The 12,244-nt window shown below is 69.9% G+C and carries 11 protein-coding genes; 4 read left to right on the forward strand and 7 right to left on the reverse strand.

From position 1 onward, the window contains the following. Positions 1-412 precede the first annotated feature (412 nt). Both OG538_RS21395 and OG538_RS21400 read right to left on the reverse strand, forming a co-directional pair. Positions 413-625 carry a DUF397 domain-containing protein gene (locus OG538_RS21395; RefSeq protein WP_406095925.1) on the reverse strand — a complete coding sequence of 71 codons (213 nt, stop codon included), beginning with the start codon at positions 623-625 and terminating at the stop codon, positions 413-415. Next, positions 622-1,446, reverse strand: coding sequence for a helix-turn-helix domain-containing protein (locus OG538_RS21400; RefSeq protein ID WP_406095927.1), 825 nt, complete (start codon positions 1,444-1,446; stop codon positions 622-624). Before OG538_RS21400 ends, OG538_RS21395 begins: the two co-directional genes overlap by 4 nt. Positions 1,447-1,586: 140 nt before the next feature. Between OG538_RS21400 and OG538_RS21405 the strand changes: the two genes are divergently transcribed. Together OG538_RS21405 and OG538_RS21410 are read left to right on the forward strand one after the other, a co-directional pair. Then, complete coding sequence (locus OG538_RS21405) at positions 1,587-1,895, forward strand: hypothetical protein (RefSeq protein ID WP_406095929.1); 309 nt, start codon at positions 1,587-1,589, stop codon at positions 1,893-1,895. A gap of 127 nt (positions 1,896-2,022) precedes the next feature. Further along, positions 2,023-3,138: an ADP-ribosylglycohydrolase family protein gene (locus OG538_RS21410; protein WP_406095931.1), complete on the forward strand. Its 1,116-nt coding sequence runs from the start codon at positions 2,023-2,025 to the stop codon at positions 3,136-3,138. A gap of 81 nt (positions 3,139-3,219) precedes the next feature. Here OG538_RS21410 and OG538_RS21415 read toward each other — a convergent pair whose 3' ends face one another. Both OG538_RS21415 and OG538_RS21420 read right to left on the reverse strand, forming a co-directional pair. After that, positions 3,220-4,800 carry a sodium:solute symporter family protein gene (locus OG538_RS21415; RefSeq protein ID WP_406095933.1) on the reverse strand — a complete coding sequence of 527 codons (1,581 nt, stop codon included), beginning with the start codon at positions 4,798-4,800 and terminating at the stop codon, positions 3,220-3,222. 378 nt (positions 4,801-5,178) lie between these two features. Then, the gene (locus tag OG538_RS21420; RefSeq protein ID WP_406095935.1) at positions 5,179-5,961 is read right to left on the reverse strand and encodes an SDR family oxidoreductase; all 783 of its coding nucleotides are present in this window, start codon (positions 5,959-5,961) and stop codon (positions 5,179-5,181) included. A 79-nt stretch (positions 5,962-6,040) separates the two neighbouring features. Here OG538_RS21420 and OG538_RS21425 point away from each other — a divergent pair, with 79 nt between their 5' ends. After that, positions 6,041-6,910, forward strand: coding sequence for a hypothetical protein (locus OG538_RS21425; RefSeq protein ID WP_406095937.1), 870 nt, complete (start codon positions 6,041-6,043; stop codon positions 6,908-6,910). A gap of 135 nt (positions 6,911-7,045) precedes the next feature. Here the strand turns inward: OG538_RS21425 and OG538_RS21430 are convergent, their stop codons facing one another. The 3 genes from OG538_RS21430 to OG538_RS21440 form a co-directional block, all read right to left on the reverse strand. Further along, positions 7,046-7,252, reverse strand: coding sequence for a DUF397 domain-containing protein (locus tag OG538_RS21430; RefSeq protein ID WP_406095938.1), 207 nt, complete (start codon positions 7,250-7,252; stop codon positions 7,046-7,048). Positions 7,253-7,495: 243 nt separating this feature from the next. Next, positions 7,496-8,365, reverse strand: a complete 870-nt coding sequence (locus tag OG538_RS21435) for a helix-turn-helix domain-containing protein (protein ID WP_406095940.1) — start codon at positions 8,363-8,365, stop codon at positions 7,496-7,498. A 242-nt stretch (positions 8,366-8,607) separates the two neighbouring features. Next, entirely contained in the window at positions 8,608-9,330 is a 723-nt protein-coding gene (locus OG538_RS21440) for a GPP34 family phosphoprotein (RefSeq protein ID WP_352124161.1), read from the reverse strand. Between the two features lie 194 nt (positions 9,331-9,524). Here OG538_RS21440 and OG538_RS21445 point away from each other — a divergent pair, with 194 nt between their 5' ends. After that, positions 9,525-12,170, forward strand: coding sequence for a serine hydrolase (locus OG538_RS21445; RefSeq protein ID WP_406100248.1), 2,646 nt, complete (start codon positions 9,525-9,527; stop codon positions 12,168-12,170). Positions 12,171-12,244 lie beyond the last annotated feature (74 nt).

Consider the following 12,244-nt stretch of genomic DNA (forward strand, 5'->3'; position numbering starts at 1 on the left):
GTCCGCCCGGCCCACCGGCAGGTCCCGCTTCAGCGCGCGGATGTGCCCGGCGTCCGGCCAGGCGCGCGCTTCTCGTACGGGGTGAAGGAGCCGACCCTCTTCCCCGCCTCCGTGAAGCCCGAGTTCAGGTACGCGGGGCGCACGCCGAGCAGCGGCTCGTACCGCGGCCTGCGGTGGTGAACCGTCGAGCGCGTCGGAGCAGTAGGTCCCGCCCCTCTTCACCCAACGGCCGTCCGTGGCGCGGCAGCCGCCCGCCTCACGGAAGCCGACCGCGCCCCGTAGAGGGATCAGCCGGTCCGCGAGATGCGGGACGCCGCCGCGCTCGGGCACGAGGCCGAACCGCTGACGGGCGGCCGCCGGCAGCCTCCGGACCGTGATCCGGCCCGTCGGGCCGCCGGTGCGAGCGATCGCCTCAGCGAGGGCGTGCCCCTGATCCGGCGAACCCCACGAACGCGGACCAGGCCCCGGGCCCGAAGACGAGCGCGGGACCGGCGGGGGTCTTGCTGTCGCGCACGGGGACGAGGCCGGGGAAGCTGTCCGACACCTCGACGCAGTTGTTGGCACCGCCGTCGCTGTAGGTGGACTTGCGCCAGGCCGCTGCGGAGAGGTCGGGGATACGGCTCATGATCTGTGCTCCTCCAGGACACCCCTGATGAACGCGGTGGAATCCGGCGGGGGCAGCGCCAGATCCCGGAGCCGATCGTAGGACAGCCGGTAGCGCGTCACGGCGGCCGGATCCTCGATCAACTCCGCGCATCCGTTGCCTTCCGTGTAGGCAACCGCGCTCGCGTCGTCCTGCCACAGCAACGTCAGGGAACCATCCATCAGATGGTGCGCCCCGGCAGAGAAGGGCAGGACCTGGAGCACGACGGAGGACACCTCGCTCATGTCGACGAGGTGCGTCAGCTGTTCGTCCCACGCCTTGGGGTCCGTGACCGGACGGCGCAGCGCGTACTCGTCCATGATGATCCGCACGGAGGGCGCCGGCCTGCGGTGCAGCAGTTGCTGTCGGCCCATGCGCACGATGACCTGCTCCTCCACCAACTCGGCCTCGGCGTCGCTCTCCTGGGCGCCGGACAGCAGCTCCCGTGCCACCTCCTCCGTCTGGAGCAGGCCCGGGATACCGAGCGTGAACAGGTGCATGATGCGGGCCGTCGGCTCCAGCCGCATGAACTCCTTGTACCGGTCCTTGAAGACCTCCTTGCGCGCCACCTTCCAGAGCTGCACCAGCAGGCCACCGGAGTCGTAGAACCAGTCCAGGTCCTCCATCACCGCGAGCTTGGACAGGCGTTGGCTCACCTCCAGGCGGTAGAGGTAGCTCTTGTCGTAGCGCGTCTTCTCGGCGAGCTGTCCGAGGGACAGGCCGGCCTTCTCGCGGAGGTAGCGCAGTGCGCGCCCGAGCGCGGCGCGGCCCGACTCCTCGTCCGCGGGGGTGAGTTCGGTCATCGGCGGCCCTCCGTTGTCCTGCGTACGGGCAAGCGTGTCCCTCTGTCCGAGCGTACGGCGGTCGCGTAATCATCGGGGCACGTTCCGTCACCGTCACCCGTCGGTGGCACGTACCCGCTCACCGACCGTCAGGAGCAGTCATGACCGACCTTCCTCCGCGCCTCCTTCCCTGGGCCTCCCCGGAGGGCAAGCCGTGCTGGCTCAGCACCGACGATCCCGACAGCCTGATGTCACGGCTGGCCGACGCCATGGAGGACGAGCAGATCGAGTGCGGCGAGCAGGTGTGGGCCGGGACGCGGGCCGTGCTGGCGGACCGGGCTGCGGGCGAGCGAGCGGTGCGGTTCGCGCTCACCCGGGCCGTCGAATCGCTCGGGGACGTACTGCGGATCGCACACAGCAGGGGCGGCCGGATGCAGGGGCAATCCCCGGAGATTGCCGCGCAAAACTGAACCGAACCAGCAACTTCGTACATACCGTTCCGGCCCCGTCGGCCCCGTGGTCGTTCGGTTACAGTGCTGCGCAGTTACCGAACAGTCGCACACGGGAACGGACCGACCGACCGAGGGAAGGGGCACGGTGAGCTCAGCGACCACCGCTGTCTGGGGCCGTGCCGAACAGCAGGACTTCCGCAGCCGGGTACGCGGCGCACTGCTCGGCGGCGCCATCGGGGACGCGCTCGGCGCGGGCGTCAGCGGGCTCACGCTGGAGGAGATCCGCGAGGCCCACGGGGCCGACGCCGTCACCGACTTCGTCCCCGCACACGGCGGCCGCGGCTTCGTCACCTCGGTCACCCAGCTCACCCTGTTCACCGTCGACGGGCTGATCCGCGCCCAGGTCCGCCGCGACACCGGCGCCTGGCACCCGCCCACCGATGTGCACCAGGCCCATCTGCGCTGGGCCGCCACCCAGCACGACTGGGGGCCCGACGAACGGCGCAAGGACAACGGCTGGCTCGCCACGCAGGAGTGGCTCTACAGCCGCCGCGCACCCACCCGCGAGTGCCTGGGCGGCCTCGGCGACACCGTCATGGGCACCCTCGACCGGCCCAAGAACCCGGCCGCGCACGACTCGGCCGCGCTCACCCGCTCCGCGCCCTACGGGCTGCTCGTCGGCTGGGAGCCGCAGCTCGTGCTCCAGCTCGCCGTGGAGTGCGCCGCCCAGACCCACGGCCACCCCACCGCCCTGCTGTCCGCCGGCGCCCTCGCGGTGATCGTGCACGGGCTGGCGCGCGGCGAGACGCTGGACGGCTCCGTGCAGCACGCGCTGGCCCTGCTCACCGAGCGGCCGGGCCACGAACCCGTCACCGAGGCGCTCCAGCAGGCCCTCGGCACCGTGCGCCAGGGCATCCCGGGCCCCGCGCTCATCGAGTCGCTGGGCGCCACGGACTCCGCAGAGGAGGTCCTCGCCGTGGCCGTGTACTGCGCCCTCGTCGGCGAGGACATCCGGCACGGGCTGCGGTTGGCCGTGAACCACGGCGGGCCTTCCGCGGCCACCGGGGCCCTGTGCGGGGCGCTGCTCGGTGCGCTGCACGGCGAGACCGCGCTGCCCCCGGCCTGGCTGGCCGAGCTGGAGGGGCGCCCCACCCTTCTCGAACTCGCCGACGACTTCGCCATGGAGATGACACAGGGACCCGCGCTGCACGGTCCGGCCGCCGCCGCACCGGGCTGGCTGGCCCGCTACCCGCGCGGCTGAGCCCGGGAACAGGTGCGGGGCGGGGTTACGGAAGCCGCCGCATCCGTAACCCCGCCCCGCACCTGCGTACAGCCGCAGGCGTCAGTCCTTCACGCCCTTGGCGCCCTCCACGACCTCGACGTCCTCGGGGCCGCGCTGGACGGGCAGGGGTGCACCGGTCCGGGAACCGTCGCCGTCCGAGTTGATCTGCTCGATGATCGCGTCGCGCTCCGGGGTGTCCTCCGGCTTGATGAAGCCGATGACGATGTAGAGCACCAGCGAGATCGCCAGCGGCAGCGCCACCTGGTACTGCAGGGCGACGTCCGTCTTCACCGAGCCGTCGAAGTTGTAGTTGGTGAAGTAGAACGCCAGCAGGCCCGCGGCCCAGCTGGTGAGCGCCGCCGTCGGCCCGGACTTACGGAACCTGCGCAGCAGACCCAGCATGAACGGGATCGCGATCGGCCCCATCAGACCGGCGACCCACTTGATGACGACCGAGATGATGTCCTTGAACGTCGGCGAGTTGATCTGGGTCGCCAGCGCCATGGACAGGCCCAGGAAGCCGAGCGTGGAGAGCCGCGCGGCCATCAGGCCGGCCCGGTCGCTCCAGTTGCGGGCGGCCTTGGAGAAGACCGGGGCGATGTCGCGGGTGAAGACCGCCGCGATGGCGTTGGCGTCCGAGGAGCACATCGCCATCGTGTGCGAGAAGAAGCCGACGACGACCAGGCCCAGCAGACCGTGCGGCAGGAGCTGCTCGGTCATCAGCGCGTAGCTGTCCGAGGCGTCCGGCTTCTGCGCGTGGACGAGCAGCGGGGCGCACCACATCGGGAAGAACAGGACCGTCGGCCAGACCAGCCACAGGAGGGCGGAGAGGCGTGCCGACCGGGTCGCGGAGGCGGCGGAGTCCGTGGCCATGTAGCGCTGGGCCTGGTTCCACATGCCGCCGTTGTACTCGAAGGTCTTGATGAACAGGTACGCCAGCAGGAAGGTCACGGTGTACGGACCGGCCGTCGGGTCCGTGTGGCCCTCCGGCAGCTTGTCCCAGACGGTCCACAGGGTGCTGACGCCGTCGAGCTTGCTCATCGCGGTGACGAGCATCGCGATACCGGCGAACAGCTGGATGACGAACTGCCCCAGCTCGGTGAGCGCGTCGGCCCACAGGCCGCCGACCGTGCAGTAGACGGCCGTGATGAGGCCGGTGATGAAGATGCCCTGGGTCAGGGTGATGCCCGTGAAGACGGAGAGCAGCGTGGCGATGGCCGCCCACTTGGCGCCCACGTCCACGATCTTCAGCAGCAGACCGGACCAGGCGAGCGCCTGCTGGGTCTGGATGTTGTAGCGGTTCTTCAGGTATTCGAGCGGCGAGGCGACGTGCAGGCGCGAGCGCAGCCGGTTCAGCCGGGGAGCGAAGAGCTTGGCGCCGATGCCGATGCCGATGGCGATGGGGAGCGACCACGTCACGAAGGACGTGACGCCGTACTGGTACGCGATGCCGGCGTAGCCGGTGAACATCACGGCGCTGTAGCCGGACATGTGGTGCGAGATGCCGGAAAGCCACCACGGCATCTTGCCGCCGGCCGTGAAGAAGTCGCTGACGTTGTCGACACGCTTGTGGGACCAGAGTCCGATCGCGATCATCACGCCGAAGTAGCCGATGAGCACGACCCAGTCGAGACTGTTCATGTGCCCCCTCCTGGGGTCCGCCTTGTGAACGGGTACGCACTTCGTCAGTACGGCCGTTCAGCGGGGTCCCCGTGCGGGAGCGGGGACTTCGGGGATTGAACCGCCTGTTCGGTCCCTCGGTCAAGGTCTGCAGCGGTCAGGGATGTGAACGCGGATCAGTAAGTCGAACGATTTTGCTTGTTCTTGACCGGCGAGGGCGTTGTCGCGAACGTGACGGCGGCCACACCATGAGCGGGCACTTCGTCAGGCTGTGCAGAGAACCCAAGAACGTCCAGGAGCGCCGAAGAGCACAGAAAGACCGCACGGGATGCGGGTCCCGTGCGGCCGAGAAGGAGGAGATCTGATCCTGCCGAACCCCCTGCGGGGCGGGCCCGCGCGTCAGCGCATCAGCTCGCCGGCGTTGACCAGCAGGGACTGCCCGGTGATCGCCCGAGCCCGGTCGGAGGCCAGGAAGACCGCGGCCTCCGCCACATCGCCGTCCGTCGCCAGCTCCGGCAGCGCCATGCGGTCCGAGAGCCTCCCCAGTACCTCGGACTCGGGCACCTTCTCGGTGTGGGCGGTGAACTGCACGTAGGCCTGCACCGGCGGCCCCCACATCCAGCCCGGCAGTACGGTGTTCACCCTGATCCGGTGCGGTCCGAACTCCCACGCCATGGAGTACATCGCCGAGGTGAGCGCACCCTTGGAGGCCGCGTACGCCGCCTGCCGCACCTGGGACGGTGCCGCCACCGCGGACTGTGTGCCGATGACGACGACCGAACCGCCCCGCTCCTTGAGGGCGGGCAGGCAGGCGCGCGTCATCCGCAGGGTGCCGAGCAGATTGACGTCGACGACCGCCTTCCAGGTGTCCAGGTCGGCGTCCTCGACGCCGCCGAAGTAGCTGTCCCAGGCCGCGACATGGACCACCGCGTCGATCCGCCCGAACCGCTCGACGGCCAGCGCCGCGAGCGCCTCGCACTGCGCCTCGTCGGTGATGTCGGTGGCCAGGTGCGCGGTGTGCAGACCCTCCGGGTCGATCTCGGCGGCCGACTTGGCGAGGTTGGCCGCGGTGCGCGCGCCGAGCACCGCGTTGCCCCCGTCCCGTACGACCGTGGCGGCGATCCGATGCCCGAGCCCGGCACCCACCCCGGACACGATGACGGTCCTTCCCGCGAGCAACATCGGCGCCTCCCGGCTCTGGCAGTTTTTCTGACGGGGCGTCAGAGTAGGTCCCTCCGGCGGAGTACGGAAGGGGAACGGCATGGGCGAGGGAGCGAAGGGTGAAGGGGTGCGGGACGGCGGGACGCGGAGCGACACCTACGCCGAACTGGCCGCGCTGGGGCCGTACGGAGTCCACCCCGGTCACGCGCTGATCACCATGGTGGAGCCGCACCGGGGGCATGAGTTCGCGTACAACCGCTGGTACGAGGACGACCACTTCTACGCCGGCGCGATGGCGATGCCCTGGATGTTCTCCGGTCGGCGCTGGGTGGCCACGCGGGAGCTCCAGGAGCTGCGATACCCGGACGAGTCCGCGATCGCGCAGCCGGTCGGTGCCGGGTGCTACCTGTCGACGTACTGGGTGACGGACGGGCGCTACGACGACCACATGAAGTGGACCGTCGGCATCAACAAGCGGCTGAACCGCGACGGCCGCGTCTACCAGGACCGTACCCACGTCTTCACGGCGTTCCAGGACCACGAGGCGACGGTCTACCGGGACGGGGCCGCGGGCCCCCGGGACTTCCATGCCCTCGATCATCCGTACCGCGGGCTGGTCCTGGAGGTGATCGACAGTGAAGGACCGCAGCAGCGCGCCGAGCTGCTGGAGTGGCTGCGCTCGCGGCATCTGCCGAAGCGGCTGAGCGGGTCGCCCGCGGCGATGGTGACCGTGTTCCGTCCCACGCCGTTGCCGGGCGACCGGATGACCTATGTGAAGCAGGTCGAGGGCGTCGACTCCCGGCTGACCCTGCTCTGGTTCCTCCAGGAGGATCCGCGAGCGTGCTGGGCGGAGCATTTCGCCGGGCTCGGCGCGGCGGTGGCGGAATCAGGTCTGGGGCGGGTGGAGCTGATGGCGCCGTTCATCCCGACCGTGCCGGGAACGGATCGGTACGTCGACCAGCTGCGGTGAACCGGGCGACGGGCACTGCCGTGCGGTGGGCTCGCTCCCCGCTGTCGCGCGGGGAGCCCCCTCGGCCAGGACGGCGAGCCGGACGAGAGGGCAACCGGCAGCACCTGGAGCGGTGCGGCTCAAGGAGGACATCGCTCAGGCGTTGAGGGAGCCCTCGGCGACATCACGCACGAACGCACTCCAGGCGCCGGGGACGAAGGTGAGCGAAGGGCCTTCGGGCGCCTTCGAGTCACGTACGGCGATCGCCTGCACAAGAGGGGACTTGACTTCGACGCAGGCGCCGTTGCCCCCGGAATACGACGACTTCGTCCAGTTTTCCGTAGCACCCTGACGAATGGCCATGTTCACTCCGGTTCAAAGAGTTGTGTGAGCGCCATCGGATTCCCCGGTGGCGTGATCGACGCTACTCGCCAAGCTCCCTGAGTGAAGGGGTCGTTCACTCGACCGGATGGTATATACCACGTAGGTCTTCCATTGCGAGGTGGCGACGGTGTACCGTGCCGTCGCCTCACTCGTAACATCGCTTCATTTCTCTCATACCGGACTTTGTGGGCTGGCTGGTTTAAGCGCCCGTCCATCCGGATTTCACGCTGCGTTCAGGCGGGTGTAGTCCTTCGCGATCCTGTCGATGAAATGCCGGGTCTGTTCCACATTCAGCGCCTGTGCCCTCAGGTGCTCGTACATGACGCTGTACCGCTGGACGTCATTCGCCTTCTCCAGATAGAGGTCGCTGGTGACGCCCTCGATATAGACCACGCTGGAATCCGCGGCGTCCGGGAATTCCAGAATGGCGTACTGCCCGTTGATGCCCGGATGTGCGCCCATGTCGAACGGCAGCACCTGGACGGTCACGTGCGGCAGGTGCGACAGCTCCACCAGGCGCTCCAGCTGCTCGATCATCACCTGCTTGCCGCCCACCAGCCGGCGCAGCGCGGACTCGTCGATGACCGCCCACAGGCGCAACGGGTGCTCGGGGTCGGTGATCCGGTCCTGGCGGCGCGCGCGGACGCTGACGCGCTTGTCGATGTCCGTCTGCGGGGCCTCGGGCAGCGCGCCGTTGATCAGGGCCTCGGCGTACTGCCGGGTCTGCAACAGGCCGGGCACCACCTGGGGTTCGTACACCCGCAGCGACTCGGCGTCGGTCTCCAGGCCGATGTAGACGCTGTACGGGATGTCACCGAAGGCATGCCACCAGCCCTGCTGGCGGGAGTCCTTGGCCATCTGCATGAGCGAGTCGACGACCCGGTGGTCCTCGACCTCGTACACCCCGCAGAGGTCGCGCACGTCGCGCTGACTGATGGAGCGGCGGCCGTTCTCCAGGCGGCTGATCTTGGACTGCGAGACCAGCAGCCGCTCCGCGACCTCCTCGGCCGTCATGCCCTTGATCTCGCGCAGTCGGCGCAATTCCTGACCCAACCGGCGTCGCCTGACGGTGGGATTGACGTTGGACGGCACGGAAACGGCACCTCCGGCTATGTAGCTGTGCGTATCTACTGCTCAGCAGATTGCCACCCGTTCCCCCGGCCGCGCTGGAAAACGGCCACACGCAGCGGCGCGGGGCAGCCGGTGGTACCGGCTGCCCCGCGCTTGGTGCGGCTCCCGAACCGGGTCTTTGGGGACGTCGGCGCGGCGGTATTCGGTTGTTGCGGTGGTGCGTGGTGGTGCGGGTGCTGCGTCAGGCCGGTGCGGTCCCAGGTTCAGTGGACCGCGGTGTGCGCCATGCTGTCGCGGCGTGACTGCGACTGCACTTGCTGTTGCAACGGAACGCCGGCCGCCTGGTTGCGGCGCGGTTGTGCGACCGCCCCGTTCTGGACGTCCATCACGGCGTGCGCCACGAGACCGCCCATGGGGTCGTGCCTGATCAGGTCCCGGAGCCGGGAGCGCGAGGAGCGCCCCTCGTTCCCGGGGTACAGGTGCTTGCCGAGTCCGACCGCGTGGGCCAGCGCGGCGAGCGCCGCGGTCCGCGGGTCCGGCGGTACGCCGGTGCGGATCGCACTGTCCAGCCTGGCTCTGATGTCCCGGCTGATTGCCGTGTCCGTCGCCTGGTAGCGAGTTGTCGGCAGCACTCCGCACATCTGGCCCGCCACGGCATGCACCATGCCGCACCGCTCCAGATGAGCGAGGTAAATCTGGCGGAGCCCCAGCCGGGGTCCGCCGATCCAGTGGACGGCCCGGACCGGGCTGCCGCGTCTGCGCAGCAGTTCCAGTGCGGAGTCCAGAGTCGGATCTCCTGTCGGCCGTGGCATCACCACGGCGATACGATCCCCATCAGGGGCTATCCGTCCTGCCAGAGCCAGCTCTACTAGCTGTGCTCCGGCGAGGCCGAGGTCGAGCGACTGCGGCTGCGCTGTGGTACCCGTGGTCGGGTCCAGAGCGAGCAACAGAAGCTCCTCCGGAATTGTTCTGCGGCTCCTGCCCATCCATGCCTCCCCGCGTGGATGAGTGACAGGGTGACCCCTCTCACATCTGTCTGTCGAGGGCGCCTGGGTGCTTTATACGGGAACCAGTAGGTATGTCGTTCTCGTCTAGCAGCCCGGCCAAGGGTTCACACGGGACACTGGTAGATGGTTCGGACAGCGCGGGGATGTCCCCGCGCCGCATGGAGGAGGCATCGGTGGCGGGCGAGTCCCCCGACAAGTCGGAGCAGCAGAAGTCGTCGGGAACGACTCGGAGCGACGCCGATCCGCGTCTTGCCGTGTTCCGTGAACCCGGCTCTCCGGTGGAGTCCGGGAGCGGTGTGGACACGGCCACGGCCGTTTTCCGTACGCCGGCGTCGTCCGGAACGCCGGCGAAGGCCGCCGAGGGCGGGGCAGTGGACGAGGCGGAGGGTGCGGGGCCTGCGGGCGCCGATGGCGATGGCGATGGCGATTCCGGCACCGAGGTCGACGTTGCCGCTGACGCCGGCGCGGACGCCGGTGAGTCCGCTTCGAGTGACTCGGCGGAGCCGGACGAGGTGGCTCCTGCGGCGGCCGAGGCCGCCGAGGGCGCCGAACGTGACGCAGCAGGGCCCCCAGAAGGCGCTGAGAGCCCGGCAGAGGCCTCTGGGGCCGCCCCGGACGCCTCGGAGGCGCACGCGGAGCCCGAGGAGCCTGTGGAGCCCGCCGAGGCCGTGGAGCCCGCCGAGGCGCTGAAGGCCGCCGAGGACGAGCCCACGCGGGAGCCGGCGGAGACTGCCGAGCCCGAGGAGGGCGATGCGCGGCTGCGCGCCGCCGTGGCCGCGTGGGTGTCCAAGGGCGAGGACGCGGAGGGCGGCGACGCGAAGAGCGACACGCCCGCTAGCGCTACCGACACCGCTACCGACACCGACACCGACACCGATGCCGGGGCGATTGCGAAGCCCGCTCACGGTTCCGACGAGGCGGCGGCCGTGGAGCCTGCGGAGTCGCGAGGTGAGGACGCGGCGCCCGAGGACGGCGGGACGCCGACCGGATCCGCCGACGCCGACGCCTCCGAGGCCTCGGACGACGACTCTGTTGCCGCTTCCGACGATGCGGCTTCCGACGGCGATGCGACCGACGACGCCGACTCCGCCGATGCCACTACCGGAGACGCCGCTACCCGCGATGCCGCTTCCGGCAGCGCTGTCCCGGACAGCGCTTCCGAGGCACGCGTACCGCGGAGCCGCGAGGAGTCCGGCGACGAAGCGCAGCCTGCCGGGGACGACCGCGGGATCGATCAGGCGACGGCGGTCTTCAAGGCGCCGAGGCTGCCCCGCGTCGACCAGCCGACGACCGCGCTGAAGATCACCCCGCCCCCCGCCGAGCAGAAGCCGGAGACCGGATCCGAGCCGGAGGCCCCCGCAGAGCGGACCAGCACGTTCGTACCGCTGCGTGCGGACGATGTACGGCCGGCTCCCGCGCCCCGCGCGCCCGAGGCACTCGCACCTGCCCGCCCCGCGCCTCCCGGTGCGGGCCAGCAGCCGCCAGCCGCGTCGCTCAGCGGCGCCGAGCGGACCCGGCAGCAGCCGATGCCGCCCCGGCCGCCGCTCGACCTGCTGGCCGAACTGACGAACACCCCGCCGCCGCCGGAGACCCCGGTCCGCACGGCCGTGCGCCGGGTCAAGATCTGGACCCCGCTGGTCCTCCTGCTGCTGCTCGTGTTTGCAATCGTGCAGATGGTGCGTCCGCTGCCGGTCCCCGCACTCACGATGACGGCGGAGTCCGCGTACACCTTCAAGGGCGACGGCCTGAACCTCTCCTGGCCGGAGCAGGGTCAGTCGGCCGTCACCGTGGACGGCGTCGGGACGATGGGTTCGTCGGGGGCGCAGAAGCCGGCTCCCATCGCCAGCGTGGCCAAGATCATGACGGCGTACGTGGTGCTCAAGGAGCACCCGCTCACCGGCAAGGAGCAGGGCGAGAAGATCACCGTCGACCAGCAGGCGGAGGACGAGTCCAAGCTGGGTGACGAGTCCACCGCCCCGATCTCCAAGGGGCAGCAGTTCACCGAGAAGCAGCTGCTGCAACTCCTGATGATCCCCTCCGGCAACAACGCCGCGCGCCTGTTTGCACGTTGGGACTCGTCCGAGACCGAGTTCGTCGCGAAGATGAACGCCGCGGCCAAGGACCTCGGGATGAACGGCACCACGTACACGGACCCGAGCGGGCTGAAGAAGACGACGGTGTCCACCGCCGTCGACCAGCTGAAGCTGGCCCGGGCCGTGATGCAGAACGAGGTGCTGCGGGAGATCGTCGACACTCCCCAGATCAAGATCGACGGCGTCGCCCCGACGATCTACAACAACAACACGATCCTGCTTCAGCCGGGCGTGAGCGGCATCAAGACGGGCTCCTCCACGCCGGCCGGCGGCAACCTCGTCTGGTCCGCCAACACGGTCGTGGACGGCAAGAAGCTGTGGATCTACGGCGCGGTCATGGGGCAGCAGGCGGGCACCGGCCAGCCGTACGACAGCCTGGTGATGGCGCTGAACAACAGCCTCGATCTGATCAAGGACGTGCAGAAGGCCGTGACGTCCGCCACCGTCGTCAAGAAGGGCGATGTCGTGGGATACGTCGACGACGGGTTCGGCGGCCGCACGCCGCTGGTCGCGACCGCTGATCTCAAGGCGAAGGGCTGGCCGGGGCTCAAGGTCGAGCTGTCCGTGAAGGACGCCGGCAAGGAGATCTCCCGCAGCATGAAGGCGGGCACGAAGGTCGGTGTGGTGACCGTGGGTACGGGGCCCGGCAAGGTCAGCGCCCCGGTCGCCCTCCAGCAGGACCTGAAGGACCCCACCTTCGGCCAGAAGCTGACGCGGATCGGCTGACGCGTCCGCGCCGGCCCGGCGCGCACCGCCGGTGCCCTGCGGGATCCACTCCCGCAGGGCACCTCCGCATCCGG

It is taken from the genome of Streptomyces sp. NBC_01013 (genome assembly GCF_045162765.1).
Taxonomy (GTDB): Bacteria; Actinomycetota; Actinomycetes; order Streptomycetales; family Streptomycetaceae; genus Streptomyces.